General features: G+C 61.2%; 26 protein-coding genes. 18 read left to right on the top strand and 8 right to left on the bottom strand.

Annotation, left to right across the window (positions count from 1 at the left end; genetic code table 11):
- Nucleotides 1-5: 5 nt before the first annotated feature.
- From DT23_RS18130 to DT23_RS18115, 4 genes are read right to left on the bottom strand one after another with little or no spacing between them, the layout of a single operon-like run.
- Nucleotides 6-1,490 (bottom strand): aldehyde dehydrogenase, encoded by a 1,485-nt coding sequence (locus tag DT23_RS18130; protein ID WP_038133649.1) that lies wholly within the window; start codon nt 1,488-1,490, stop codon nt 6-8.
- Nucleotides 1,491-1,493: 3 nt separating this feature from the next.
- Nucleotides 1,494-3,011, bottom strand: a complete 1,518-nt coding sequence (locus DT23_RS18125; RefSeq protein WP_038133647.1) for a tripartite tricarboxylate transporter permease — start codon at nt 3,009-3,011, stop codon at nt 1,494-1,496.
- A 12-nt stretch (nt 3,012-3,023) separates the two neighbouring features.
- Nucleotides 3,024-3,632: a tripartite tricarboxylate transporter TctB family protein gene (locus tag DT23_RS18120; RefSeq protein ID WP_240473659.1), complete on the bottom strand. Its 609-nt coding sequence runs from the start codon at nt 3,630-3,632 to the stop codon at nt 3,024-3,026.
- Nucleotides 3,622-4,575 (bottom strand): tripartite tricarboxylate transporter substrate binding protein, encoded by a 954-nt coding sequence (locus tag DT23_RS18115; RefSeq protein ID WP_038133644.1) that lies wholly within the window; start codon nt 4,573-4,575, stop codon nt 3,622-3,624. Before DT23_RS18115 ends, DT23_RS18120 begins: the two co-directional genes overlap by 11 nt.
- Before the next feature lie 129 nt (nt 4,576-4,704).
- Here DT23_RS18115 and DT23_RS18110 point away from each other — a divergent pair, with 129 nt between their 5' ends.
- Genes DT23_RS18110 through DT23_RS18100 form a run of 3 tightly spaced genes read left to right on the top strand, consistent with a single transcriptional unit; the run spans nt 4,705 to nt 7,494 of the window.
- The gene (locus DT23_RS18110) at nt 4,705-5,490 is read left to right on the top strand and encodes an IclR family transcriptional regulator (protein WP_038133642.1); all 786 of its coding nucleotides are present in this window, start codon (nt 4,705-4,707) and stop codon (nt 5,488-5,490) included.
- Entirely contained in the window at nt 5,483-6,130 is a 648-nt protein-coding gene (locus tag DT23_RS18105) for an HAD-IA family hydrolase (RefSeq protein WP_038133640.1), read from the top strand. The genes DT23_RS18110 and DT23_RS18105 overlap by 8 nt, the downstream gene beginning before the upstream one ends.
- Nucleotides 6,131-6,141: 11 nt before the next feature.
- Entirely contained in the window at nt 6,142-7,494 is a 1,353-nt protein-coding gene (locus DT23_RS18100) for an aminotransferase class III-fold pyridoxal phosphate-dependent enzyme (RefSeq protein ID WP_038133637.1), read from the top strand.
- A 39-nt stretch (nt 7,495-7,533) separates the two neighbouring features.
- On the opposite strand, the gene maiA is transcribed toward DT23_RS18100, so the two are convergent.
- Both maiA and DT23_RS18090 read right to left on the bottom strand, forming a co-directional pair.
- Nucleotides 7,534-8,151 (bottom strand): maleylacetoacetate isomerase, encoded by a 618-nt coding sequence (maiA, locus tag DT23_RS18095; protein WP_038133635.1) that lies wholly within the window; start codon nt 8,149-8,151, stop codon nt 7,534-7,536.
- The gene (locus DT23_RS18090; RefSeq protein WP_051697427.1) at nt 8,148-8,609 is read right to left on the bottom strand and encodes a MarR family winged helix-turn-helix transcriptional regulator; all 462 of its coding nucleotides are present in this window, start codon (nt 8,607-8,609) and stop codon (nt 8,148-8,150) included. Before DT23_RS18090 ends, maiA begins: the two co-directional genes overlap by 4 nt.
- Before the next feature lie 153 nt (nt 8,610-8,762).
- Here DT23_RS18090 and hmgA point away from each other — a divergent pair, with 153 nt between their 5' ends.
- From hmgA to DT23_RS18050, 8 genes are all read left to right on the top strand, one after another.
- Nucleotides 8,763-10,124: a homogentisate 1,2-dioxygenase gene (gene hmgA / locus DT23_RS18085; RefSeq protein ID WP_038133633.1), complete on the top strand. Its 1,362-nt coding sequence runs from the start codon at nt 8,763-8,765 to the stop codon at nt 10,122-10,124.
- On the top strand, nt 10,121-11,356 hold the full coding sequence (fahA, locus tag DT23_RS18080) for a fumarylacetoacetase (protein ID WP_038133632.1): 1,236 nt from the start codon (nt 10,121-10,123) through the stop codon (nt 11,354-11,356). Before hmgA ends, fahA begins: the two co-directional genes overlap by 4 nt.
- Nucleotides 11,357-11,374: 18 nt before the next feature.
- Entirely contained in the window at nt 11,375-12,325 is a 951-nt protein-coding gene (locus tag DT23_RS18075; protein ID WP_038133630.1) for an MBL fold metallo-hydrolase, read from the top strand.
- A 27-nt stretch (nt 12,326-12,352) separates the two neighbouring features.
- Nucleotides 12,353-13,909 (top strand): FAD-dependent oxidoreductase, encoded by a 1,557-nt coding sequence (locus DT23_RS18070; protein ID WP_038133629.1) that lies wholly within the window; start codon nt 12,353-12,355, stop codon nt 13,907-13,909.
- The gene (locus DT23_RS18065) at nt 13,906-14,145 is read left to right on the top strand and encodes a DUF2783 domain-containing protein (protein WP_051697426.1); all 240 of its coding nucleotides are present in this window, start codon (nt 13,906-13,908) and stop codon (nt 14,143-14,145) included. The genes DT23_RS18070 and DT23_RS18065 overlap by 4 nt, the downstream gene beginning before the upstream one ends.
- 66 nt (nt 14,146-14,211) lie before the next feature.
- Nucleotides 14,212-15,249 (top strand): TRAP transporter substrate-binding protein, encoded by a 1,038-nt coding sequence (locus DT23_RS18060; RefSeq protein ID WP_038133714.1) that lies wholly within the window; start codon nt 14,212-14,214, stop codon nt 15,247-15,249.
- Complete coding sequence (locus tag DT23_RS18055) at nt 15,246-15,692, top strand: TRAP transporter small permease (protein WP_051697424.1); 447 nt, start codon at nt 15,246-15,248, stop codon at nt 15,690-15,692. The genes DT23_RS18060 and DT23_RS18055 overlap by 4 nt, the downstream gene beginning before the upstream one ends.
- Nucleotides 15,689-17,002 (top strand): TRAP transporter large permease, encoded by a 1,314-nt coding sequence (locus tag DT23_RS18050; protein WP_038133627.1) that lies wholly within the window; start codon nt 15,689-15,691, stop codon nt 17,000-17,002. The genes DT23_RS18055 and DT23_RS18050 overlap by 4 nt, the downstream gene beginning before the upstream one ends.
- Here DT23_RS18050 and DT23_RS18045 read toward each other — a convergent pair.
- Complete coding sequence (locus tag DT23_RS18045; protein WP_038133624.1) at nt 16,999-17,451, bottom strand: MarR family winged helix-turn-helix transcriptional regulator; 453 nt, start codon at nt 17,449-17,451, stop codon at nt 16,999-17,001. The two genes, DT23_RS18050 and DT23_RS18045, sit on opposite strands and share 4 nt — an antisense overlap.
- Nucleotides 17,452-17,512: 61 nt before the next feature.
- Complete coding sequence (gene hpaR, locus DT23_RS18040) at nt 17,513-18,004, bottom strand: homoprotocatechuate degradation operon regulator HpaR (protein WP_038133623.1); 492 nt, start codon at nt 18,002-18,004, stop codon at nt 17,513-17,515.
- Between the two features lie 117 nt (nt 18,005-18,121).
- Between hpaR and DT23_RS18035 the strand changes: the two genes are divergently transcribed.
- Genes DT23_RS18035 through DT23_RS18005 form a run of 7 tightly spaced genes read left to right on the top strand, consistent with a single transcriptional unit; the run spans nt 18,122 to nt 24,969 of the window.
- Nucleotides 18,122-18,511 carry a 5-carboxymethyl-2-hydroxymuconate Delta-isomerase gene (locus DT23_RS18035; RefSeq protein ID WP_038133621.1) on the top strand — a complete coding sequence of 130 codons (390 nt, stop codon included), beginning with the start codon at nt 18,122-18,124 and terminating at the stop codon, nt 18,509-18,511.
- A gap of 9 nt (nt 18,512-18,520) precedes the next feature.
- Complete coding sequence (gene hpaE, locus DT23_RS18030; RefSeq protein WP_038133619.1) at nt 18,521-20,029, top strand: 5-carboxymethyl-2-hydroxymuconate semialdehyde dehydrogenase; 1,509 nt, start codon at nt 18,521-18,523, stop codon at nt 20,027-20,029.
- A gap of 60 nt (nt 20,030-20,089) precedes the next feature.
- Nucleotides 20,090-21,070 (top strand): 3,4-dihydroxyphenylacetate 2,3-dioxygenase, encoded by a 981-nt coding sequence (gene hpaD / locus DT23_RS18025; RefSeq protein WP_038133617.1) that lies wholly within the window; start codon nt 20,090-20,092, stop codon nt 21,068-21,070.
- 46 nt (nt 21,071-21,116) lie between these two features.
- Nucleotides 21,117-22,526 carry a pyridoxal phosphate-dependent decarboxylase family protein gene (locus DT23_RS18020; RefSeq protein ID WP_038133615.1) on the top strand — a complete coding sequence of 470 codons (1,410 nt, stop codon included), beginning with the start codon at nt 21,117-21,119 and terminating at the stop codon, nt 22,524-22,526.
- Entirely contained in the window at nt 22,526-23,407 is an 882-nt protein-coding gene (locus DT23_RS18015; RefSeq protein ID WP_038133614.1) for a fumarylacetoacetate hydrolase family protein, read from the top strand. Before DT23_RS18020 ends, DT23_RS18015 begins: the two co-directional genes overlap by 1 nt.
- Nucleotides 23,401-24,201 carry a 2-oxo-hept-4-ene-1,7-dioate hydratase gene (gene hpaH / locus DT23_RS18010; protein ID WP_038133613.1) on the top strand — a complete coding sequence of 267 codons (801 nt, stop codon included), beginning with the start codon at nt 23,401-23,403 and terminating at the stop codon, nt 24,199-24,201. The genes DT23_RS18015 and hpaH overlap by 7 nt, the downstream gene beginning before the upstream one ends.
- Before the next feature lie 9 nt (nt 24,202-24,210).
- Complete coding sequence (locus DT23_RS18005; protein WP_038133611.1) at nt 24,211-24,969, top strand: aldolase/citrate lyase family protein; 759 nt, start codon at nt 24,211-24,213, stop codon at nt 24,967-24,969.
- Nucleotides 24,970-24,982: the final 13 nt, after the last annotated feature.

The raw sequence follows: 24,982 nt of genomic DNA, 5'->3' as shown, positions 1-24,982 counted from the left end.
CTCTTTCACAGTTTGATCCAAGCGGTCTTGAGGTCGAGATATTTGTCAAAGGCGTGAAGCGATTTGTCATGGCCGTTGCCTGACTGCTTGACCCCGCCCAGCGGCACGCTCAGATCGCTGCCGCCATAGGTATTCACATGAACCACGCCCGCGCGAATGGCCGCGATCATCCGGTGGGCGCGGCTCAAATCACGGGTCCAGACGGCGGCAGCAAGGCCGTAATCCGTGCCATTCGCGATGGCGATGGCCTCGGCCTCGGTGTCAAAGGGGATCACGGCCAGAACCGGGCCGAACACCTCGTGCTGTGCAAGCGGGTCGCTCGCCTCGACGCCCGTCACGATGGTGGGCTGCATGAAATAGCCGCCGGTTTCTTCCAGCAGGCGCTGCCCGCCGATGACCTGACGTCCGCCAGATCGCGCTTGTTCAACGAAGCTCAGATTCTGCTCAAGCTGGCGCGCGGAATTGATCGCGCCCGCCTGAGTGGCGGGATCGAGCGGGTCGCCAACGATCATCTTTTCGCTGAAGGCTTGCAGCTTTTGCACGAAGGCATCGTGAATCTCGCGTTGCACCAACAAGCGCGAGCCCGCAATGCAGACCTGCCCCGAGTTGCGGAAAATCCCGTTGGCAGAGACTTTGACCGCCTCGTCGAGATCGGGAGCATCGGCAAAGACGATATTGGGGGATTTGCCGCCCAGCTCCAGATAGACCCGCTTGAGGTTTGATTTCGCTGCATTTTCCATCAGCCGCCGCCCCACGGGTCCGGACCCGGTGAACACGATCACATCAACCGCCATCGAAAGCGAGATTGCCTCTCCGACAACCGCGCCCTCGCCAAGCACAACGTTAAACACGCCCGCAGGCATCCCCGCCTCAAGCGCGAGATCGGCGATGCGGCGCAGGGTAAGCGACGCGGTTTCCGCCGGTTTCAGCACGACCGTATTGCCCGCCGCCAGCGCCGGCCCAAGCTTCCAAGCGCCAATCATCAGCGGGAAGTTCCATGGCACGATGGCACCGACAACACCGACGGGTTCGCGATGCACAAGGCCCAGAGTGCCCGGTGCAGTGGGCGCGATCTCGCCGTAGATTTTGTCAATGGCCTCGGCGTAGTAGCGGATCGTGGCCGCCGCCGATAGCGGCTCTGCCTTAAGGGCCATGCCGATCTCGGTGCCATTATTGCGCACACCCAGTACTGCGAGTTCCAACGCGTGGGCCTCAATCAGATCTGCCCATTTCAGCAAGATTTTCTTGCGCGCACTTGGGGCAAGCCCGCTCCATCGGCCATCGTCAAAGGCGGATCGTGCCGCCGCAATCGCGGCCTCGCCGTCGCTCGCTGTGCCGCGCGCCATTGTCGTCAGTTCACGCCCGTCGAGCGGGGAAATCACCGGCAGCGTGGCGTCGTCCGAGGCGGCACGCGCCTTGCCGTCGATCAGATGAAGGGCAGGGGGCACAGGGGCCTTGCGCAGCTTTGTGATCTTGTCGGTATCAAGCATGGGTCACCTCTGAAACGTGTCGTGCATGTCGTGGTCACTATCGGGTTCGCGGTTCTGGCGCTCGCGATACAGGCCTATGAAATGCCCGATGATCAGGCAGATGATGGCCAGCCCGAGGATGGCCGCGATCGGGCGATCAAAGAAATCAATCGGCACTTTGACCCGCGCCATCGCCGAGCGCAGTTTGGTCTCCATGATCCCGCCCAGCACCATGCCAAGCACAATCGGAACGACCGGCAGGTTCTGCCGTTTGAGGATCAAGCCCAGCACGCCAAAGCCCGCCGCAATCGCGCAATCAACAATCGAGTTGCGCAGGGAATAAACGCCGACAAAGCTGAGGACGAGGATCATCAAGCCAAGGAAACGGGTCGGGATGCGGATGATCTTTAACAGCCAGTTGGACGAGATCAGCATAAAGACCACCACGATAATATTTAGCAATATCATGGCGATATACAGCGCGTAGACGAAATCCAGTTTGGACTGGAACAGTTGCGGGCCTGGGATCACGTTATGGACGTAAAACACCGACAGCATCATCGCGGTCAGCGCCTCACCCGGTATGCCAAGCGCCAGCAGCGGGATCATCGCGGCGGCGGGAACGGCGTTATTGGCGGCCTCTGATGCAATAAGCCCCTCGGGACTGCCCTTGCCAAACAGGTCCGGATCTTTCGAGGTTTTTTGCGCGTAGGTGTAGGACAGGAATTGCGCCGTAAATTCGCCCACGCCCGGGATCATCCCCATCAGCACGCCAAACCCGGCAGCGACCGAAGCGACGCGTTTGTGGCGCAACACGCCCATCATCGCGCGCCCCATCGAGCCTTCGATGCGCTGCGTCTGCGGCGCTGATTCCGGCTCGATCAGCAACAGGAAGGCTTGCGACAGGGCGAACAGACCCAGCACCACGACGATCAGATCAAAGCCGGAATTGAGCCAATCCATCCCGAAGGTGAAGCGCATCGTGTATTTCACCGGCTCCAGCCCGACTGTGTGCAAAAATATCCCGAAGGCGGCCAGCATCCCGGCGGCAAAAGTCTGGCCGCGATGCGCAATAATCACCAGAACGATCCCCAAAAGTGCCGCCAGAAAGATCTCGCGCGAGCCGAACATCGGCGCGATTTTGGCCAGCACCGGCGATAGCAGGATCAGGGCAATGATCGACAAGATGCCACCGAAGAAAGACGCGCCATAGGCCAGCCCCAACGCGCGCAACGCCTCGCCCTTTTTCGTCATCGGGTGGCCGTCATAGGTGGTCAGCGCGTTCACCGCGGTGCCCGGCGTGTTGATCAGAATTGCCGGGAGCGAGCCGCCAAACATCGACGAGCCGTAGATGCCAAGCAGCATCGTCAACCCGACAAGGGGCGGCATCGCAAAGGTTGCGGGCAACAGGATTGCGATTGCGACGGCCGGGCCGACGCCGGGGATCGCGCCGATGATCACCCCGCCCACCGATCCGATCAGCAGCGCGAGCAACACATCAAAGCGCATCAGCATTTCAGCGCCCGAGATCAGCATATCCATTCGGGAGGCTCCTTAGAAATACGTCATCAGGATCGCGCGAAACGGCGCGGGGGCAGCCTCGTAGATCAATCCGGCGGGGATTTTTACCTGCAGGAAGCTTTTGAACAGCACGACAACGGCGATGGAAAAGACAGTGCAGATCAGCATCCAGCGCCAGCCCCGATAGCCAAGCCGCAACGCCAGAACGCAGGTGAAGGCGATGGTCGCGGGCAGGTAGCCGATCACCGGCACCAGCATGACATAGGCCATGAACCACAGCGCATATTCCAGCGAGCGGATCCACTGCCAGACCTCTAGCCAACGTCCCTCGATGCGTTCGGAGACGAGCGAGCCGAGCAGGTGAAACATGCTGAAAACGGCCATCAGCGCGATTGAGATCATCGGCCAGAAGGCGGGCTGCGCAAAGGTTTTCGTGCGTTTCACCCAGTCCGTCTGCGAGGGCAGGCAGATCAGCAAACCAATCGAGAGCGCAAAGAACAGGGTTGCAAAGGCAAGGTCGCCGGGGCGGCGATAGCGCTTGAACAGTTCCTGAAAGTTCTTGGTGTGGATTACACGCGTCATCCGCACGCCCGCGCGCGCCAGTAATGCGCGCGCGGGTTCGGGGTTGCGCTTAGTTGCCATCAATCAGGCCCGCGACCGTGCCAAGCGTTTCGCTGTCATGTGCGATCCGCTTTTGCGCCGCCTCGGCGTCTTGCCAATAGATCAGCGCGCCGGTTTGCTCGGCCAGTTTCTTGGCCTTGTCCGACTGCATGACCTTTTCGGCCACGGCGGCGATCTTGGCGCGCACATCGTCCGGCGTGCCATTTTTCACGAACAGACCGTTCCACAGCGCCAGATCCAGATCGGGTTCCAGCTCCCCCACGGTGGGGGTGTCGGGGATCAGCGGGATCCGCTTTTCACCGATAGAGGCCATAACGTTGACCTGATCAAGGCAGGGCAGGATCAACTGCAATGTCGTGTTGATCACATCCGCATCGCCAGAGGCCAGCGTATTGCAATCGAGCGCATCGAACGCAGCCTCGGAGCCAAAGTCAAAGCCCTTTTTCTTCGCCAGCGCAAAGGTCACCTGCGTGGGGATCAGGAGCGAGCCGAAATGGCCAAGCGCCACGTCATTGTCTTTGGCATAGGCGGCGAGGTCGTCGATCGTTTTGTAAGGCGCATCCTTGGAGGCGGCGATCACGAACGGATAGGTCAGGAAAATGCCCACCGGCTCGAACGGGTTCGGATCAAGCGCCGGAATACCCGTTTGCGGACCGACCAGGGGAACGTCGATCACGAACGAGCCGATGGTGTAGCCGTCCGCCGGGGCTTGCGCCACTTCAGCCGCGCCGGGGAAAGGCCCGCCACCACCGCCGGGTTTGTTCACCACTGCCGCAGGCACGCCATAGGTCTTTTGAAACTCATCTGCGATCATCCGCGTCAGCACGTCTTCAAGATCGCCGGGCGGGAAGGGCACGACGAATTCCACGGGCTTTTCGGGATATTGCGCAACCGCAGGCTGGCTGGCCAAAAGCGGCAGGCCTAGCCCAAGCAGTCCCGCCAGTAGGGGAAGGGTGGGTTTCATGAAACTCTCCTGTTGCGTGGTTTATTATTTGAACCATCGGTATCAAATATTCTTGCATCGGGTTTTCTTTTCTGTCAACGTTTCAATTGTAACGACCTGCCAATTTCCGAAGGCGGAAGGAGCCGTAACTTGGGAACGATCACCAAAGCTCTTGATTTGTTGACCTTTTTCTCGGTTCAGCGCCCTGAAATCGGGCTAAGCGAATTTGTCCGCCTCGCCGCGCGCGACAAGGCAACGGTGCATCGCTATCTTACGGAATTGGCGGAATGCGGGTTCCTTGAGCAGAATTCGAAAAGCCGGGGCTATCGTCTTGGCCCCGCGATTCTGCGTCTTTACGGCGTGCGCGAAGCGACCTCGCCTTTGCGATCCGTTCTGCGCGATCTGGTGTCGGAAATGGCCGACGAGATTGGCGAACTGGTGCATGTCTCGGTCTTGCAGGGCAGTCAGCTTTCGCCGGTTTTACACGCCGATCCGCGCCAGCACGGAACGCAGGTCGCCTTTGATGAATCGGTCATGTTGCCCCTGCATGCGACGGCCTCGGGGCTTGCGATCCTCAGCTTTGGTCCGCAATCGCTATGTGAGCGCGTGCTTAACGGGCCGCTTGAACGGTTTACGGCCGCGACCCTGACGGAACCCGACGCTTTGCGTGCCCGGATTGCCCTGTTTCGCGCGCGGGGCATTGCGTGGCTCGAGCAGGGGTTTGACGATGAGGTGGCCTCGCAGGCGGGGCCGATTTTCGGTCCCGATGGCGAGATGGTCGGGGTTGTGGCGATTGCGGTTCCAACCGCGCGCGCAAGCGATGAGAAATGCGCGCGCATGACAGAGGTGCTGCACAAATGGATTGCGCGGATGTCCCAAGCCGTGGGCGGAACTCTGCCTGCCAGCTATCAGCACAAGGTGACAGCCGATGACTGAGCGCGCGCTGATCCTTGATTTCGGCGGGGTGATCTCGCGGACCTTGTTTGAAACGCATGACCTAAGCGAGGCGGCGTTGGGGCTTGCGCCGGGGACGTTGATGTGGCGCGGCCCGTTCGATCCGGCGACAGATCCGCTTTGGCGCGCGATGCAGGCAGATGAGATCAGCGAGCGCGATTACTGGCGCCAGCGCACGCAGGAGGTGGCACAGCTTGCCGGTCGCGACTGGGCCGAGATGTCGGATTTCGTGCGTGCCGCGCGCGGCGCAAGCCCCGCCGATGTGATCCGGCCCGAGTTTCTGGACACGATCGAACAGGTGCGTGCGCAGGGCGGTCGCTTGGCGATCCTCTCCAATGAGCTTGACCTGTTCTACGGCGCCCGGTTTCGCGACAAGCTACCGTTTCTGGCGCAGTTCGACGTGATCCACGACGCGACCTATACCAAGATTCTCAAGCCCGATCCGCGCGCCTATAGCGCCGTGCTCGACGCGCTTGCCCTGCCTGCCAGCGCCTGTGTCTTTGTCGATGATCAACTGCGCAACATTCGCGGCGCGCAGGCCGTGGGGCTGGAAACCGTTCACTTCAATGTCAAACGACCTGATGAGAGCTACGGGCAAGCGCTCGCTCTCTTGGGCATGTAGCGAGGACCAAAATGAAAGATCAGAACTTCCTGAAGGAACGCAACGCCCGCGCGATCTGGCACCCGATGGCGCATCCCGCCGATAGCCAGAAAAACCCGCCTGAAATCATCGTTGGCGGTGACGGGGTTAGCATCACCGATATCGACGGCCACACGACGGTTGATGGTGTTGGCGGCTTGTGGAACGTCAATCTGGGGTTTTCATGCCAGCCGGTCAAAGACGCGATTGCGGCCCAGCTTGAGCGGCTGCCCTATTACTCGATCTTTCGCGGCACGACCAATGATCTGGTGATCGAGCTGGGCGATATGCTGGCCGAGTTCTTTGCCGAAGACGGGTTGGAGCGGGCTTTCTACACCTCCGGCGGGTCGGATTCCGTCGAGATCGCTTTGCGTCTGGCGCGGCAATATCACAAGATCCGGGGCGAGGCGGGGCGGGTGAAATACCTCTCGCTCAAGAAGGGGTATCACGGCACGCATACCTTGGGCGCGAGCGTGAATGGCAACGCCAATTTCCGCACCCAATATGAACCGCTGATGCCGGGCTGCTATCACATCCCCGCCCCCTATCCCTACCGCAACCCGTTCAACGAAAGTGACCCCGAAAAGCTGGCGCAACTGTGCCTTGCCGCGCTGGAAGACGAGATCAAGTTTCAGGGTGCCGAGACAATCGCGGCAATGATCATGGAGCCGATCCTCGGGGCAGGGGGGGTGATCGTGCCCCATGCCAGCTTTATGCCCGGCGTGCGCGCGATCTGTGACAAATACGGGATCCTGCTGGTCGCTGATGAGGTGATCACCGCATTCGGGCGCACGGGGGCGTGGTCCGGTTCGCGCCTTTGGGGCGTGCAGCCCGATCTGATGACCACCGCCAAGGCGATCACCAACGGCTATTTTCCGTTTGGCGCGGTGATGATCTCGGGCAAAGTCGCGGAGGTGTTTGAAAGCGATACCAGTGGCAAGGGCGCGATTGGCTCGGGCTATACCTATTCGGGCCATCCCGTCGGGGCGGCGGCTGCGATTGCCTGCCTGAAGGAAACGCAGCGCTTGCAGGTCAAGGACAATGCCGCCGCGCGCGGTGCGCAACTGTTCGCGGGGCTTCAGGCGCTTCAGGAAAAATACGACATCGTGGGCGATGTGCGTGGCGGGCACGGGCTGATGTGCGCGCTTGAGCTGGTATCGGATCGCACAAGCAAAACGCCGATCGACAAGGCGACCATCGCCAAGATTTACCGTGGCGCCTATGAGGCGGGCACGATGGTGCGGGTGTCGGGCAATAACGTGATCCTGTCGCCCTCGCTTATCATCAGCGAAGACAATATCGCCACGATCCTTGCGGGGTTGGATACCGGTCTGTCGCAGGTCTAAACATGTCGGCCCGACCCCTGACGGGTCGGGCCGTTTGACTTAATGCGGTGTCTTGTCGGGATGCGCTGCGGCAAAGGCGGGCAAGGTTTCAAGCTGGGCGGCAATCTTGCGCAGTTTCGGCAACGCGCTCAGGTCCACCTCCCAGCGTTGGGCGTTATAGATCTGCGGCAACAGGCACAGATCGGGCAGGGTGACGCGCGCGCCGCCACAATAGGGGCCGTCCTCTACCATCGCCTCGACGGCCTCAAGACCGGGTCCGATAAACGCCTGCATCCAGCCTTGCATCGTGATCGCGCCTTGGGATTGCTCAATCGCGTATTTCGCGACGCGCAGGTTGCAAATAGGGTGGATGTCGATGGCGATGGCTTGGGCAAGCGCGCGCAGGCGGGCGCGTTCCGCCGCTGTTCCCGGCAGCAGACCCAAGGCGCGCGTCTCATCGAGATATTCGATAATCGCCAGCGATTGGGTAAAGATCTGCCCGTCGATTTCCAGCGCAGGCACCAGCCCTTGCGGGTTGCGCGACAGATGCGCGGCGCTGCGCTGTTCGCCTTTCACCAGATTAACCGTCACGCTGTCCCAGTGCAGCCCTGCCAGCCCGAGCGCGATGCGCACACGGTAGCTTGCCGAAGAGCGCCAGTAATCAAAAAGTTGGATCATGCGGTTTTCTCGCTGTTCAATAGCCGCGTCAGTGCGTGGCGAAACCCGTTCAGATCAGGCCCGAGCAGGCCCTCAAGCTGGCGCTGATACTCTAGCGCGCGTGGCAGCAATCGCGCCATCAGCGCACGCCCCTGATCTGTCAGGCTCAGCGCCACAAGCCGCCCGTCAGCCGGATCCGCGCGCTTTTCCACCAGCCCCGCCGTTTCAAGCCGTGCCGCTGCGCGACTGACCTTGGATTTCTCCATTGAAACGCGCCGTTCGATATCGCGCACCGAAACCTGACCGCTATAGAAAAGATGTACCATGACGCGCCATTGCGGGGTGCTTAGCCCGCAATCGCGATAAATTGCCGCAAGGTCGCGACTGAGTTTCTGGGCGGCTTCCGCCAGCACGTAGGGCAGGAAAGCATCCAGTTCAAAATCAGGTAAAACAGATTTTATTTCAATATCTTGGTCCATGAAGCCTGCGTCATTTCGAGCGATCTGTTGGTGTCAGTTGAATATCAAACCTGTTGCAAATGCAACAATTATTCTTGACATCGTTGCGCATGCAACAAAAGATTACGCCAAGCACCCCGAGGGGAGTCGGGGCGATGAGACGGAGGAATTCAGATGAGTGATCAGTCTTTGCCCGAGGGTATGATCAGGGCCGGCACCACCACCGGAACACATGCAGGCTACATGCCCGGTTTCGGCAATGATTTCGAGACCGAGGCGCTACCCGGCGCCTTGCCCCAAGGCCAGAATAGCCCGCAGAAATGCGAATATGGACTGTATGCCGAGCAACTCTCGGGCACCGCCTTTACCGCGCCGCGCGGGCAGAATGAACGCACTTGGTGCTATCGCATCCGGCCTTCGGTGAAACATACCGGTCGCTTTGCCAAGATCGACGTGCCCTATTGGAAATCTGCGCCCAATGTGGACCCCGATGTGATCAGCCTTGGTCAATATCGCTGGGATCCGGTGCCCCATACCGAGGCCGCGCTGACATGGCTGACGGGGATGCGCACGGTCACCACGGCGGGCGATGTGAACACGCAAGTCGGCATGGCCAGCCATATCTATCTGGTCACGCAATCGATGCAGGACGAGTATTTCTTTTCCGCCGATAGCGAGCTGCTGGTTGTGCCACAAGAAGGCCGCCTGCGGTTTTGCACCGAGCTGGGGATCATCGACCTCGAACCCAAGGAAATCGCGATCATCCCGCGCGGGCTGGTCTATCGCGTCGAGGTGCTTGAAGGGCCGGCGCGCGGCTTTGTGTGCGAGAATTACGGGCAGAAATTCGACCTGCCGGGGCGTGGCCCGATCGGCGCGAATTGCCTCGCCAATCCGCGTGATTTCAAATGTCCTGTCGCGGCGTTTGAAGACCGCGATGCCCCTAGCCGCGTCGTCATCAAATGGTGCGGTCAGTTCCACGAGACCTTCATCGATCACAGCCCGCTGGATGTCGTGGCGTGGCATGGCAATTACTGCGCCTATAAATACGATCTGCGCACCTATAGTCCGGTCGGCGCGGTCCTGTTTGACCATCCCGATCCCTCGATCTTTACCGTGCTGACCGCGCCGTCAGGGCAGGAAGGCACGGCCAATATCGACTTCGTTCTGTTCCGCGAGCGTTGGATGGTGGCCGAGCATACCTTCCGCCCGCCGTGGTATCACAAGAACATCATGTCCGAGATGATGGGCAATATTTACGGCATTTATGACGCCAAGCCGCAGGGCTTTGTGCCCGGTGGATTGAGCCTGCATAACATGATGCTGCCGCATGGGCCTGACCGCGCCGCGTTTGAACATGCCAGCAACGAGCCGATGAAGCCGGTGCTGCAAGACAACACGATGCAGTTCATGTTCGAGACGCGCTTTCCCCAGCACCTGACGGCGTTCGCTGCCAACGAGGCACCGTTGCAGGACGACTACATCGATTGCTGGGACAGCATTGAAAAGAAATTTGACGGAAAACCGGGGACCAAATGACGGATTTGAAAAGCTGGGTGGCGTCTGCAAATGGCGACACGGACTTCCCAATTCAGAACCTGCCGTATGGCGTATTTGACGACGGTCGCGGCGCGCGGATGGGTGTGGCGATTGGCGATCAGATCCTTGATCTGGGCGCAGTCGATCACGGGCTTGATGCGGCACTGTTTGCCGAGCCTGCCTGGAACCGCGTCATGGAGGCCGGGCCGCAGCTCTGGGCCGATCTGCGCGCGCGTCTAAGCGAATTGCTGTCAAACGAGGCACATCGCGCGGCGGTCGAGCCGCATCTTGTCGCGCAATCGCAAGCAAAAATGCTGATGCCCTTCCGCGTCGCGGAATATACCGATTTCTACGCCGGCAAGAACCACGCGATGAATGTCGGCACGATCTTTCGCGGGGCGGAAAACGCGCTGCCTGCGAACTGGCTGAGCATCCCGATTGGCTATAACGGGCGCGCCTCGTCGGTGGTGGTGTCTGGCACGCCGGTCACGCGGCCTTTGGGGCAGGTGAAGGGGCCAAATGACGAGCTGCCCCGCTTTGCCCCTTCGGCCCGTTTCGACATCGAGCTGGAATTTGGCGCGATCGTCGGGCAGCCCTCGCAAGGGATGATCTCGGTGGCGCAGGCTGATGAGATGATCTTTGGCTATGTGCTGCTCAATGACTGGTCGGCGCGCGATATCCAGGCTTGGGAATATGTCCCGCTTGGGCCGTTTCAGGGCAAAGCGACCGCGACAACGATATCCCCGTGGATTGTGACCAAAGCCGCGCTGGAACCGTTCCGCGTTGCAACGCCTGAACGTGAGCGTCCCTTGCTGCCTTATCTGTCCGAACCGGGGCCGATGAATTACGACATCTCGCTAGAGGTCGCCCTGCAACCCCAAGACGGGACCGAGGCGGTGATTTCGCACACCAACACGCGCGAACTCTATTACTCGGCGGCGCAACAACTGGCCCATCACACCAGTTCCGGCTGTGCGATGCGGGTGGGCGATCTGCTGGGGTCTGGCACGATTTCGGGCGTGACGCCGGACAGCCGCGGCTCGCTGCTGGAGATGTCGTGGTCGGGCAAGGAGCCGCTGGAACTGCCCGATGGCACGACGCGCAGCTTCATCGAGGATGGCGACACGCTGACCCTGCGCGGGGCCGCGCAAGGCACTGGATACCGCATCGGGTTCGGCGATTGCGCGGGGCAGATCCTGCCCGCCGCCGATCTGCCCGATTGGGCGAAATAAGTTAGAAGGAACAGTTACATGGCCAAGGCATTCGCATCGCAAGGCGATATGGAAGACAAGAAAATCAGCTTCACGCAGGTCGGCGAGGGGCTTTATGCCTTTACGGCCGAGGGCGATCCCAACACCGGCGTCATCATTGGCGATGAAAGCGTGATGATCGTGGAGGCACAGGCCACCCCGCGTCTGGCGCGCAAGGTGATTGACTGTGTGCGCTCGGTCACGGACAAGCCGATCAGCCATCTGGTGCTGACCCATTATCACGCGGTGCGGGTGCTGGGCGCTTCGGCCTATGGCGCGCGTGAAATCATCATGTCCGACGCTGCGGGCGCGATGGTCGAAGAGCGCGGTCAGGAAGATTGGGATAGCGAATTCGGTCGCTTCCCGCGTCTGTTCCAAGGCCATGAGGAAATCCCCGGCCTGACGCGCCCCACCACCACCTTTTCGGAGATGATGACCGTTTATCTGGGCAAGCGCCGGGTGGATATCATGAAACTCGGGCGCGCTCATACGGCGGGCGATGCCGTGATCTGGGTGCCCGATCAAGAGGTGATGTTCACCGGCGATATCGTGGAATACCACTCGGCTTGCTATTGCGGCGACGGGCATTTCAACGACTGGCCCGAGACGCTGGCCAATATCGCAACGTTCGAACCCAAAGCGATTGCACCGGGGCGCGGGGATGCGCTGGTGGGCGAGGAAAAGGTCGCCGAGGCGCTGGAAAACACCGCTGATTTCGTGCGCTCGACCTACAAGCCGGTGGAAAAAGTCGTCGCACGCGGCGGCTCGCTGAAAGAGGCGTGGGATGCGGTGCGTGCGGCTTGCGATCCGAAATTCGCCGATTACGCGATCTATGAACATTGCCTGCCGTTCAACGTGGCGCGCGCCTATGACGAGGCCCGTGGCATCGACACGCCGCGCATCTGGACGGCCGAGCGCGACCGCGAAATGTGGGACGCGCTGCAAGGCTGAGATGCTTGAGCAAGGGAGGAGGGCCCAATGCCATATGATTACAAACCGTTCGACTATGTGGCACCGGCGGGGCTGAACACGCCCGAGCCGCGTCACAAGGTGATCATCGTGGGCGCGGGGCCGATTGGCCTCGCCGCCGCGATCGAGCTGGCCAATCACGGGGTTGGCTCGGTCGTTCTGGATGACAACAACGTCGTGTCCGTCGGCAGCCGTGCGATCTGCTGGTCGAAACGCTCGCTTGAGATCCTTGATCGTCTGGGCGTGGGCGAGACCTGCGTGCAAAAGGGGGTGACGTGGAAAGTCGGCCGCACCCATCACGGCGCGCGCGAGGTGTTCAACTTCGATCTTCTCCCCGAAGACGGCCACAAGATGCCCGCTTTCGTGAACCTTCAGCAATATTACGTTGAGGAATATCTGGTTGCGCAGGCGCTGGCCAATCCGCTGATTGATCTGCGTTTCAAGAACAAGGTTGTCGGGCTGGATCAGCACGCCGATCATGCGCGCGTCGCCATTGAAACGCCTGATGGTGAATATGCGCTTGAGGCAGACTATCTGCTGGCCTGCGACGGGGCACGTTCGCCGATCCGCGAAATGATGGGGCTTGAGTTCGAGGGCGTGCTGTTCGAGGAACGTTTCCTCATTGCCGATATCGAGATGCAGGCTGACTTCCCCCCCGAGCGCTGGTTCTGGTTCGAGCCGGAATTCCACGCGGGGCAATCCGCGCTGCTGCACAAACAGCCCGACAATATCTATCGCATCGACCTGCAACTGGGCTGGGACAGCGACCCCGAGGAAGAGCGCAAACCCGAACGCATCATTCCGCGCATCGAAAAGGCGCTGGGGCGTAGCGATTTCACGCTCGACTGGACGTCGATCTACACGTTCCAATGTCGGCGGCTGAAGAAGTTCGTCCATGACCGGGTGATCTTTGTCGGGGATAGCGCGCATGTCGTCTCGCCCTTTGGTGCGCGCGGCGGCAATGGCGGCTTGCAAGACGTTGACGCGCTGGGGTGGCGTTTGGCGGCGGTGCTTGAGGGCGCGGCTCCGGCGGCGCTGCTGGCAGGCTATGACGCGGAACGCACCTACGGCTCGGACGAGAATATCGCCAATTCCAGCCGCACCACGCGGTTCATGTCGCCGCGCGACGGGGCCGAACGCTGGTTCCGCGATGCTGTTCTGGCGCTATCGGAACATGCCGAATTCGCCCGTCCGATGGTGAATTCGGGGCGTCTGTCGGTGCCCTGCACCTATCCGCTCGACGCAGCACCCGATTGCGCGCAAATGCCGGCATCGTCGCGCCCCGGCTCGGTCGCGCCCGATGCGCCGTTGGGCAATGACTGGCTGCTCTCGCAACTTGCGGGGGGCTTTACGCTGCTCGCAATTGGTGTCGCAGCGCCTGAAGGCTGCGCGCTGCGGGTGCTGGAACTGGCCGAGATGCCCGAGTTGCGCCAACGCTATCTGGGGCAGGCGGGGCAGGCGCTGTATCTGATCCGTCCCGATCAAGTCGTGGCCGCCCGCTGGGCCGAGGCCGACGCGGACACGATCAACGCGCAGCTTGCAGCGATCACGGAGGGATCACGATGAGCCTGATCACACATCTCAATATGCAAGATCACGACGGGATTTATGAACGGCTGATCGCGGCGCATCAGGGGTTGGACGGGGCGCAAAGCGCTGCGCTCAATGCCCGCCTGATCCTGATCCTGATGAACCATATCGGCGATGCGCAGGTGCTGGATGCCGCTTTCGAGCTGGCGGGCCGTGCCGGGCAAGAGGGGGATGAACCTTTGACAGCCCGCCCGATATCGGCAAACACTTAACAGGTTAAGTTAAAAAACGATGGCGCGAAAATCGCGTGAATTCATCATTCAGGGGAGGAAACGATGATGAGCAAACTAACCAAACGGGCGTTCCTGGGAACCGCCGCAATGGCGGGCGCAACCCTTGCGCTGCCGGCAATTCCGGCCCGCGCCGATGGCGTCGATCTGGTGCTGTCAAGCTGGCTGCCGCCGCGCCATCCGATTGTCGTCGGGGCGATCAAGCCTTGGGCCAAGGACATCGAGAAAGCCACCGAAGGCCGCGTGCGTATTCGGGTGCTGGTCAAGCCGCTTGGCTCGCCGCCGTCGCATTTTGACATGGCGCGCGATGGCGTTGCCGATATCACCTACGGTCTGCACAGCTTTACCCAGGATGACCGGTTCAAGAATTCCCGCGTCGGTCAGTTCAGCTTCCTTGGCAATGATGCCATCTCGATGTCCGAAGCCTTCTGGACGGTCTACACCGAAAAGCTGGGGGCTGATAAGGAACACGCCGGAACGCATCTTTTGGGCCTGTTCAACCACGGCCCCGGAATGGTTCACAACAACAAGCGCCCGATTAACAAGATCGAGGATTTGCAAGGCCTCAAGATGCGCGTGCCGGGCGGCTATGTCGCCGATCTCATGAGCCATTTCGGCGTCGAGACGATCTTTACGCCCTCGGGTGAGGTCTATGAAAAACTCTCGCGCGGGGTCGTTGACGGGGTGACGTTCCCCTATGATGCGATTGCCTCGTTCAACCTTGCCGATTACCTGAAATACACCACGACCATTCCGGGCGGCATCTACAACACCACCTGGTTCCTCGTGATGAATTCCGGCAAATGGGACGCGATCTCGCCCGCCGATCAAAAGGCGATTTCTGATCTGTCCGGGCTGGCCTTTGCAACCCGCGTGGGCAAGGCTTGGAACGGCGCAGATGATCGCGGCAAGGCGGCGGCGGAAAAGGGTGGCATGGTGGCCGAGACCGCGCCTGCGGGCGTGCTCGATGCGATCAAATCGCAAGCCAGCGTGCTGGAAGGACAGTGGTCCGACGGTCTGGACGGCGACTATGACGGGCGCGCGGCACTGGCCGAGTTCCGCAAGATGACGGGCGTTTCCGTATGATTGCACGCGTCCGCTTCATCCTTGAGGCGATCGCGGCAGGTCTGGTGACGGGGTTGATCCTCGTCACCTGCATCGACGTGATTGGCCGCTATGCGTTCAACAATCCGCTGACCGGCGCCTATGAGATCACGCAGGTTCTGCTGGGGGCGCTGGTGTTTGTGGCAATGCCGCTGACCACGGGCAAGGGCGGGCATGTCGAGGTTGATCTGCTGGTGCCGCTGCTGCCTGCTGTTGTGCGCCGTGCGCTTGCGCGGATCGGTGGCGCGGTCGCGGCGCTGGTTATGGCGTATTTCGCATGGCGGCTTGTGATCCTGACGCAGGACCAGTTCCACACACAACTTGCAACATCGGGCCTTGGCATCAAGCTTTGGTATCTGGGCGTGATTGGCAGCCTCAGCTTTGCTGTCTCCGCAGTGGTTGCGATCCTTCGGAGGCCCGAATGACGATCTCTCTTATTGCGCTTGCCATTCTGCTGGCGCTGGTGTTCCTGCGCGTCCCGATTGCGTTTGCGATGGCGCTGGTGGGCGGCGCGGGGTTTGCCGCGATGCGTGGCGTGGACGCTGCGGGGTCGATGGTCGGCAGTGCGGTGTTTGAAACGGGTATGAACTATTCGCTTTCGGTCGTGCCGCTGTTTATCTTTATGGGCAATGTTCTGGCCGGATCTGGCATCGCCAGCGGGTTGTTCACCGGCGCGGATCGGGTTTTCGGACGGATGCGCGGCGGGCTGGCGATGGCGACGATCCTGTCTTGCGGCGGGTTTTCGGCGGTGTGCGGCTCGTCCCTGGCCACGGCGGCCACGATGTCGAAAGTGGCGATGCCCTCGATGCGCCGCTTTGGCTATCACGACAGTCTTGCGACCGGAGCAATTGCGGCAGGGGGCACGCTGGGGATCCTGATCCCGCCTTCGGTCATCATGATCATTTTCGGCCTGCTCACCGAAAGCGATATTGGCAAGCTGTTCATCGCGGGCATCGTGCCGGGTGTCCTTGGTATTGGCCTGTATCTGGTGGCCGTTATGGTGGCGGTGCGCTTGAAACCGGAGCTCGCGCCCGAGGTGCGCAAACCCGTCGCGATGAAGCGCACCGATGTTGTCGGCGTGCTGGCGACGCTGGCGTTGTTTGTCTTTATCATGGTGGGCATTTACGGCGGCTTCTTCACCCCGATCGAGGCGGCCGGCATGGGCGCTGCGGCGGCTGTTGTTATCGCGGCGGCGGTCGGAGGGCTTCGGCTCAAGGCACTTTGGGGCGCGCTGATTGATGCCGCGATTGCCTCGGCGATGATTTTTGCCATCGTGATCGGGGCCGAGATTTTCGGCAATTTCGTCACCTTCGCGGGGTTGCCCGATGCGCTGGCCGATCTGGTGTATAACCTTGGCCTTGGCGGCTATGAGGTGATTATCCTGATCGTGCTGATCTACATGGTGCTCGGCATGGTGCTGGAAAGCCTGTCGATGATCCTGCTGACCGTGCCGATTTTCTACCCGCTGATCTATCAGCTCGATTTCGGCTCGGGCGTGCTGGCAAACCCCGATAACGCGCTGATCTGGTTTGCGGTGATCGTGGTCGTTGCGACCGAGATTTCGCTGATCACGCCGCCCGTGGGGATGAACGTGTTCGTGCTGCGCTCGGTGCTGCCGGACGTGCCGCTTTCGACGATGTTTCGCGGGATCTTGTGGTTCTGGGTGGCCGATATCGTGCGCATCACGCTGATCGTGGCCTTTCCGATCATATCGCTCTGGCTTGTGGGCGGTTAGCGCGGCTCTTTGCGCGTCTCGATATCCAGCGCGAGCGTTTCGATCAGGGCATTCACGCCCTGTTCAAGCGCCTCGCGCTGCGCGGCGGGCATCGCATCGAGCATCGTTTGCGCGCGCGCATTCACCTTGCTGCGGGCGGTTTTGTAAAGTTTACGCCCGTTTGCGGTGCATTCATATTCGCGCAACCGTCGGTCGCTGTCGGGAATATGGCGCTCGATCAGACCCTTGGACTCAAGGCGCGCGGCGGCGCGGCTGACCTGCACCTTATCCAGCGTTGTGCGCCGCGCGATATCGAGCGAGCTGATACGACCAACCCCGTCGAGAATGGACATCAGGCGCCATTCCTCACGCGACAGGCCGAATTCGCGCGCATACACATCTTGCAGGTTGCGCGAAAAAGCCTCGGCGGCGATGGCGAGGCGATAGGGAAAGAACTCTTCTAGCTTCATGCGACATCCGATCTATGTGCTGCCATAGTAAAGGATTTCATATGAAATGAAACGATCAACGTCAGCGCTTTGGCGGGCCTTGCGATTGGTCCAGCGCGGCCATGAAACCGTTCAATTCGTCCAGCAGGCGGGCGATGCGCTGCGCGCCGACCTCGGTCTCTAGCTGGGCATAGATCGCGGCACTTTGCGGCGAGGCTGCGCGTAAAAACGCGTCGCCTTGCGCAGTAAGGGCGACCCGCGTGCGGCGGCGGTCCTTGGGGTCGCGCCGGGTCTCGATCAGCCCGCGCGCCTCAAGGCTGCGCAGCATCCGGGTCAGCGAGGGGGCCAGAACACAGGCGCGCTCGGCCAGTTTCGTCGCATCAATCGCACCGCTTTCGCGCAACACCCGCAGCACGCGCCATTGCTGCTCGCTCACGTCATGGGCGTTCAGCATCGGACGGAACCGCTCCATCACCATTTCGCGCGCGCGCAACAGGGCGATGGGCAAAGAGCGTTGCGCCGCATCCAGTTCGAACCCGTCGCGCACAGCCGGAGGGGGAGCCTTATCGGCCATATTTTCGTGCCCTTTCACGGCTGAGGGTTAACGGATGCAACATCTTGCTCTTTTGCCCGCTTGACAAGATGCGCTAAACTTAACATGTTAAGCAAAAGGGATCACGGGAGGAGAGTCGTGCCCCATCTCAGGATCGAATATTCGCGCGGGCTTGACGCGCGCGCTGATATCGCAGCGCTGTGTCAGGCCGTTCATGGTGCGATGTGCGCCGCCGGAATTTTCCCGCTTGCGGGAATTCGCGTGCGCGCCTTTTGCGCCGATCACGCGATCATTGCCGACGGTTTGGCCGAAAACGACTTTGCCGCGATGACGCTGTCGGTCGGGGCAGGGCGCTCCAATGACGCGCTGCGCAGCGCGGGCGATCTTATTTTCGCGGCGGCGCAAAAGGCGCTCGAAGCCCCGCTTGCCACCCCCCATTTCGCGCTTTCGCTGGAAATCCGTGTGATCGACCCGGAGCTAAGCTGGAAGCAGACCCCGATCCATGCCCGCCTCTCGGGCAAGAGCTGAGGACCACACATGAGCGAACTGACTGACAATCTAGCGCGGGCGCAGGGTTATATCGCCCATTTCGCCGATACGGGTGTGCAAAACCATATTGCCGGCCAAAGCGTGCCTGCGGTTTCGGGGGCGACGTTCAACACGATCTCGCCGGTGGATCTGACACCGCTTGCCAAGGTCGCCAAGGGCGGGGCCGAGGATATCGACCGCGCCGTGGCTGCTGCGAAAGAGGCCTTCAAGACGTGGTCCAAAACGCCCGGCGTCGAGCGGCGCAAAATCCTGATCAAAGTGGCCGAGGCGATTGAGGCCAATGCCGAGCGCATCGCGTTTACCGAGTGTCTTGATACCGGACAGGCGCTGCGCTTCATGTCCAAGGCGGCGCTGCGCGGGGCGGCGAATTTCCGGTTCTTCGCCGATAAGGCCCCAAGCGCGGAAGACGGGCTAAGCCTGCGTAACGCCAACCAGATGAACGTGACCGCGCGCCGCCCGATCGGGCCGGTGGGGGTGATTACGCCGTGGAACACGCCCTTTATGCTCTCCACATGGAAGATCGCACCGGCGCTGGCGTCGGGCTGCACGGTGGTGCACAAGCCTGCGGAATTTTCGCCGATGACGGCCAAGCTGCTGGTCGAGATCGCCGAAGAGGCGGGGCTGCCCAAGGGCGTGCTGAACCTTGTGAACGGGTTTGGCGAGGATGCGGGAAAACGCCTGACCGAGCATCCCGATATCAAGGCCATCGCCTTTGTCGGCGAAAGCCGCACCGGCTCGATGATCATGAAACAGGGGGCGGATACGCTCAAGCGGGTGCATTTCGAACTGGGCGGGAAAAACCCCGTTATCGTGTTCGAGGATGGCGATCTGGAACGCGCCGCCGATGCTGCGAGCTTCATGATCTATTCGCTCAATGGCGAGCGCTGCACGTCGTCTTCGCGGCTTCTGGTGCAGGATAGCATTTATGAGGAATTCACCGCCCGCGTCGCCAAGGTTGCGGCCAATATCAAGGTCGGCCATCCGCTTGACCCTGAAACCGTGGTCGGGCCGCTGATCCATCCCGAGCATGAGACCAAGGTGCTGTCCTATTTCGACGCCGCGCGCGCCGAGGGGGCGACCATCGCCGCCGGGGGTGAAAAGCTGGGCGAGACGGGATGTTATGTCGCGCCGACCCTGTTCACCAACGCGACCAATGACATGACGATTGCGCAAGAGGAAATCTTTGGCCCGGTGCTGACGGCGATTTCGTTTTCGGACGAAGCCGAGGCGCTCGCGCTGGCCAATGACGTGCAATATGGCCTTGCCGCCTATCTTTGGACCAACGATCTGAACCGCGCGATGCGGATGACCGATGATCTGGACGCGGGCATGATCTGGGTGAATTCCGAAAATGTGCGCCACCTGCCCGCGCCCTTTGGCGGGGTGAAAGCCAGCGGTATCGGGCGCGACGGCGGCGACTGGTCGTTTGATTTCTACATGGAGACGGTCAACGTCTCGTTCCCGCGCCAGATTCACAAAGTGCCGAAACTCGGCTGAACCAACATTCGGGCGGCCGAGGAGGGTCGCCCGACCTGATCCAAACTCTGGGAGAGAGATATGCCCATTCCAGCCCCGAACCTCTATCCGCCCTTCAATATCATCCGCCTGTCCCATGTCGTGTTCGGCGTCAAGGATCTGGCGGCCAGCCGGGCGTTTTACGTCGATACGCTGGGTTTGCAGGTCACCAATGAGGACGAAAACCACATCTTTCTGCGCGCGATGGAAGAGCGGGGCCATCACTGCATGGTCCTGGTCAAATCCGAACAAAGCGATGTGCGCTCGCTGGCGTTCAAGGTCTATGACGAGAGCGAGCTGGACAAGGCGCATGACTGGTTTGCCGCCCAAGGCCTGCCCGTCGAATGGGTCGAGCGCGCCTATCAGGGCCGCACCCTGCGCACGCAGGACTGCTTTGGAATGCCGATCGAGTTCTATTTCAAGATGGACCGCCTGACGCCGATCCATCAGAAATACGCGCTGTATAAAGGCGTCAAACCGCTGCGGATCGACCACTTCAACTGTTTTGCAAGCGATGTGGACAAGGCGGTCGATTTCTACAACCAGATCGGGTTTCGCGTCACCGAATATACCGAGGATGAGGAGACGGGGCGTCTTTGGGCGGCCTGGACGCATCGCAAGGGCGGCGTGCATGACATCGCCTTCACCAACGGGCTTGGCCCGCGTTTGCATCACACCGCGTTCTGGGTGCCCACACCGCTTAATATCATTGACCTGTGCGATTTGATGGCGACCACCGGCTATGTCGCCAATATCGAGCGCGGACCGGGGCGGCACGGGATTTCCAACGCGTTTTTCCTCTATATCCTTGACCCTGACGGTCACCGGATCGAGATTTACTGCTCGGATTACCAGACGGTTGATCCCGATCTTGAACCGATCAAATGGGATCTCAAGGATCCGCAACGCCAGACGCTTTGGGGCGCGCCTGCTCCGCGTAGCTGGTTCGAAAACGGGTCGGTTTTCCAAGGTGTTACGCCAGTTGAAAGCGACATGAAGGCCACGCCGATCATCGCGCCGTAACGGTGCGGGAGCCATAAGCCGCGCCGCCATCCGAGAAAGGCAAGACATGGATAAGTTGGATTTCGAAACATGGTCGCGCCGCGCCGCGCTTTGGGGCGTGCAATATCGCGACAGGCTTGCGGACCGCCCCGTGCGCGCGCGCACCAGCCCGGGCGAGATCTATCGCGCGATCCCGCCCAAACCGCCCGAAACCGGCGAAGAGATGGAGCGGATTTTCGAAGAGTTCGAAACGCTGATCGAGCCGGGCATGACGCATTGGCAGCACCCGCGCTTTTTTGCGTATTTTCCCAGCAACGCGGCCCCCGTTTCGGTGGTGGCCGAGTATCTTGTCACCGCGATGGCGGCGCAATGTATGCTGTGGCAGACCTCTCCGGCGGCGACCGAGCTGGAGACCCGGATGATGGAGTGGCTGGGCGCCGCACTGGGCCTGCCTGCGACCTTTTCGGGCGTCATTCAGGACAGCGCCTCGTCGGCAACCTTGGCGGCGGTGCTGATGATGCGCGAGCGCACGCTGGACTGGCAGGGCAACCGCGCGGGGCTGTCGCAGATGCCGCGTCTGCGGATCTATTGCTCTGATCAGGTGCATTCCTCGATTGATCGCGCGATCTGGATTGCCGGGATCGGGCAGGACAATCTGGTGAAGATCCCCGCAGATCCGCTAAGCGGTGCGCTGCCGCCTAAGCAGCTTGAGGCAGCGATCCGCGCCGATATAGCAGCTGGCTACACGCCGGCCGGGGTGATCGGCTGCGTGGGCGCTACGGGCACCGGGGCGAGCGATGACATCGCCAAGCTGGTCGAGGTCGCGCACGCCCATGACCTGCTGATCCATGTCGATGCGGCCTGGGCGGGCTCGGCCATGATCTGCCCCGAGTTTCGCGATCTTTGGGCGGGCGTCGAGGGCGCGGATTCGGTTGTGTTCAACCCGCATAAATGGCTTGGCGCGTCTTTCGACTGCTCGGCGCATTTCATACGCGATCCCGAAATGCTGGTGCGCACGCTTGCGATCCAGCCCGAATATCTCAAGACGCATGGTCAAGACGGGATCATCAATTATTCCGAATGGTCCGTGCCGCTTGGCCGCCGGTTTAGGGCGTTGAAACTTTGGTTCCTGCTGCGTTTTCACGGTCTGGAAGGGCTGCGCAGCATGATCCGCGATCATGTGCGTTGGGCGCACAATCTGCATGATCGACTGGCCGCGACGTCGGGCGTAGAGATCGTGACCGCGCCGGTTTTGTCGCTGTTCTCGTTTCGCCGAGACGGGGCAAGCGATGCCGACACGATCGCGCATGTCAGTGCGATCAACGACGACGGGCGGATTTATCTGACCCAAACGCGTGTCGCCGGGCGTCTTGTGATCCGCTTTCAGGCCGGGTCTCATGCGATGCGCGAAGCCGATATTGATATCGCCTATGCCGCCATTCTTGACGGTCTGGGCCTGCAAGCCGAGGAAAGATGATGGACCAGAACACGCCTCCCAGATTAGTCGCGTTTCGTGCCGATGGCGTTGACCGCTACGGGGTGATGCGCGATGCGGGCATCGTCGATCTTACGCCGGTTTTCGGATCGCGTTTCAAAGGCTTGCAGCAGATTGTCGAGGCAGGTGCGCTGGATGAGGTCATTGCGGCTGCCGAGGGGCGCGCGCCTACGTTCAACGAGGCCGAGGTCGAATTTCTCATTCCGATTGCGGCCCCCGAAAAGCTGATCTGTATCGGGGTGAATTTCCCCGACCGCAATGCCGAGTACAAGGACGGGCAAGAGGCACCGCCCTATCCCTCGATGTTCATCCGGTTTCCGCGCAGCTTTACCGGCCATAACCAACCGCTGATCCGCCCGCCGGAATCCCCGCAGCTCGATTACGAGGGCGAGGTGGCGATCGTGATCGGCAAGGGCGGGCGCCGGATCGCGCGCGAGGATGCCTATGACCACATCGCCGCGCTGACCCTGTGCAACGAGGGCACGATCCGCGACTGGGTGCGTCATGCGAAGTTCAACGTGACGCAAGGCAAGAACTGGGATCGCTCGGGGGCCATCGGGCCGTGGCTGGTGCCGTTTCACGATGGGGCGCAGCTTGATGACATTGCGCTAGAGACCCGCGTCAATGGCGAGATCCGCCAACAGGATCGCACGGGGCGGATGATTTTCGATTTCCGCTATATCGTGAATTACGTCTCGACCTTTACCACGCTGGTGCCCGGTGATGTAATCGTGTGCGGCACGCCGACCGGGGCCGGGGCGCGGTTTGATCCGCCGATCTGGCTGAAGCCGGGCGATGTGATCGAGGTCGAGGCCGAGGGGATCGGCTGTCTGCGCAACACGGTCGAGGATGAGCGATGCTAAGCCAAAGCCAGATTGACACGGCCGCCGCCGACTTGCTGCGCGCCGAGGCCGAGCGCGCGCAAATCGGCCTGCTGAGTTTGCGCCACCCCGAGATGACGCTCGATGATGCCTATGCGATCCAAGCCGCGCAAATGGTGCAGAAACGGGCGCAGGGGCGGCGCATCATCGGGTGGAAAATCGGGCTGACCTCAAAGGTCATGCAAGCGGCCTTGGGGATCGAGACGCCGGATTCCGGCGTGCTTTACGATGACATGGCGTTTGAAAGCGGCGAGACCGTGCCCGCAGGCCGGTTCATTCAACCCCGGGTCGAGGCCGAGATAGCCTTTGTGATGAAAGCCCCGCTGGAAGGCGAGGTCACCCGCGCGGCTGTGCTGGCGGCCACGGATTATGTGACCCCCGCGCTGGAAATCCTTGATACGCGGATCTTGCGCAGCGATCCTGCAACGGGCGTTGCGCGCATAATTTGTGACACGGTATCGGATAATGCCGCCAATGCCGGAATCGTGCTGGGGTCTGCGCGCCATGATCCGCAGGATGTGGATTTGCGCTGGACCGGCGCGATTGTGTCTAAAAACGGCGCGGTTGAGGCGACGGGTTTGGGCGCGGCGGTGTTGAATGATCCGGTGACCGGCATCGTCTGGCTGGCGCGCCGGATGGGCCAATACGGCCAGCGGATCGAGGCGGGGCAGGTGATCTTGTCCGGCTCGTTCATCGCGCCGATAGAATGCCCCGCGCGCACCGCGATTGCGGCAGATTTCGGCCCCTTCGGCCAGGTTGCGATAGATTTTGAATGAGGAAACCCGATGCCCACGCTGACAAACCAATTCAAGGCCCGACTGAAAACAGGTGAGACCCAGATCGGGCTTTGGCTTAGTCTGGGCGATCCTTCTGCTGCCGAGCTTGCCGCGCATTGTGGCTTTGACTGGCTGGTGGTGGATGGCGAACACGGGCCTAATGGGCTGCGCGATGTGCTGGCGCAACTGCGCGCGATCGGCAGCGCAAGCCACGCCGTCGTACGGGTGCGCGATGACAATCGCGCGGGGATCAAGCAGATGCTGGATATCGGGGCGCAGACCATTCTGGTGCCGATGGTGGAAACTGCGCAGCAAGCGCGCGAGGCGGTGCGCTCGATGAAATATCCCCCCCAAGGCGTGCGGGGTGTGGGGGCTGGGCTGGCGCGCGCCTCGGCCTATAGCGCGATCCCCGATTACCTGACGCGGGCCAATGATGAGACCTGTCTGTTGTTGCAGGTTGAAAGCCGCGCGGGCTTGGACGCGCTGGAGGGGATCGCCTCGGTTGAGGGCGTGGATGGCGTCTTTATCGGCCCGGCCGATCTGGCGGCCGATATGGGCTATCTCGGCAATCCCGGCGCGCCCGAGGTGCAGGCGGCCGTGCGCGACGCACTAAGCCGCATTCGCGCGAGCGGCAAGGCTGCGGGCATCCTCACCACCGATCGCGCATTGGCGCAAAGCTATCGCGACATGGGCGTCGAATTTCTGGCCGTTGGGACGGATGTAAGCACGCTTGGTGCCGGGCTGCGCGATTTGCGTAGCGCGTTTTGAGCGGCGCCCGCTG

It is taken from the genome of Thioclava indica, assembly GCF_000714545.1.
Classification (GTDB): domain Bacteria; phylum Pseudomonadota; class Alphaproteobacteria; order Rhodobacterales; family Rhodobacteraceae; genus Thioclava; species Thioclava indica.
This window is presented reverse-complemented; position numbering and strand designations above follow the sequence as displayed.

Excerpts from the sequence above, each read along its gene's own strand:
- DT23_RS18130 (WP_038133649.1), bottom strand. The coding sequence starts at position 1,490 with ATGCTTGATACCGACAAGATCACAAAGCTGCGCAAGGCCCCTGTGCCC.
- DT23_RS18125 (WP_038133647.1), bottom strand. The coding sequence starts at position 3,011 with ATGGATATGCTGATCTCGGGCGCTGAAATGCTGATGCGCTTTGATGTG.
- DT23_RS18120 (WP_240473659.1), bottom strand. The coding sequence starts at position 3,632 with ATGGCAACTAAGCGCAACCCCGAACCCGCGCGCGCATTACTGGCGCGC.
- DT23_RS18115 (WP_038133644.1), bottom strand. The coding sequence starts at position 4,575 with ATGAAACCCACCCTTCCCCTACTGGCGGGACTGCTTGGGCTAGGCCTG.
- DT23_RS18105 (WP_038133640.1), top strand. The coding sequence starts at position 5,483 with ATGACTGAGCGCGCGCTGATCCTTGATTTCGGCGGGGTGATCTCGCGG.
- DT23_RS18100 (WP_038133637.1), top strand. The coding sequence starts at position 6,142 with ATGAAAGATCAGAACTTCCTGAAGGAACGCAACGCCCGCGCGATCTGG.
- maiA (WP_038133635.1), bottom strand. The coding sequence starts at position 8,151 with ATGATCCAACTTTTTGATTACTGGCGCTCTTCGGCAAGCTACCGTGTG.
- DT23_RS18090 (WP_051697427.1), bottom strand. The coding sequence starts at position 8,609 with ATGGACCAAGATATTGAAATAAAATCTGTTTTACCTGATTTTGAACTG.
- hmgA (WP_038133633.1), top strand. The coding sequence starts at position 8,763 with ATGAGTGATCAGTCTTTGCCCGAGGGTATGATCAGGGCCGGCACCACC.
- fahA (WP_038133632.1), top strand. The coding sequence starts at position 10,121 with ATGACGGATTTGAAAAGCTGGGTGGCGTCTGCAAATGGCGACACGGAC.
- DT23_RS18075 (WP_038133630.1), top strand. The coding sequence starts at position 11,375 with ATGGCCAAGGCATTCGCATCGCAAGGCGATATGGAAGACAAGAAAATC.
- DT23_RS18070 (WP_038133629.1), top strand. The coding sequence starts at position 12,353 with ATGCCATATGATTACAAACCGTTCGACTATGTGGCACCGGCGGGGCTG.
- DT23_RS18065 (WP_051697426.1), top strand. The coding sequence starts at position 13,906 with ATGAGCCTGATCACACATCTCAATATGCAAGATCACGACGGGATTTAT.
- DT23_RS18060 (WP_038133714.1), top strand. The coding sequence starts at position 14,212 with ATGAGCAAACTAACCAAACGGGCGTTCCTGGGAACCGCCGCAATGGCG.
- DT23_RS18055 (WP_051697424.1), top strand. The coding sequence starts at position 15,246 with ATGATTGCACGCGTCCGCTTCATCCTTGAGGCGATCGCGGCAGGTCTG.
- DT23_RS18050 (WP_038133627.1), top strand. The coding sequence starts at position 15,689 with ATGACGATCTCTCTTATTGCGCTTGCCATTCTGCTGGCGCTGGTGTTC.
- DT23_RS18045 (WP_038133624.1), bottom strand. The coding sequence starts at position 17,451 with ATGAAGCTAGAAGAGTTCTTTCCCTATCGCCTCGCCATCGCCGCCGAG.
- hpaR (WP_038133623.1), bottom strand. The coding sequence starts at position 18,004 with ATGGCCGATAAGGCTCCCCCTCCGGCTGTGCGCGACGGGTTCGAACTG.
- hpaE (WP_038133619.1), top strand. The coding sequence starts at position 18,521 with ATGAGCGAACTGACTGACAATCTAGCGCGGGCGCAGGGTTATATCGCC.
- hpaD (WP_038133617.1), top strand. The coding sequence starts at position 20,090 with ATGCCCATTCCAGCCCCGAACCTCTATCCGCCCTTCAATATCATCCGC.
- DT23_RS18020 (WP_038133615.1), top strand. The coding sequence starts at position 21,117 with ATGGATAAGTTGGATTTCGAAACATGGTCGCGCCGCGCCGCGCTTTGG.
- DT23_RS18015 (WP_038133614.1), top strand. The coding sequence starts at position 22,526 with ATGGACCAGAACACGCCTCCCAGATTAGTCGCGTTTCGTGCCGATGGC.
- hpaH (WP_038133613.1), top strand. The coding sequence starts at position 23,401 with ATGCTAAGCCAAAGCCAGATTGACACGGCCGCCGCCGACTTGCTGCGC.
- DT23_RS18005 (WP_038133611.1), top strand. The coding sequence starts at position 24,211 with ATGCCCACGCTGACAAACCAATTCAAGGCCCGACTGAAAACAGGTGAG.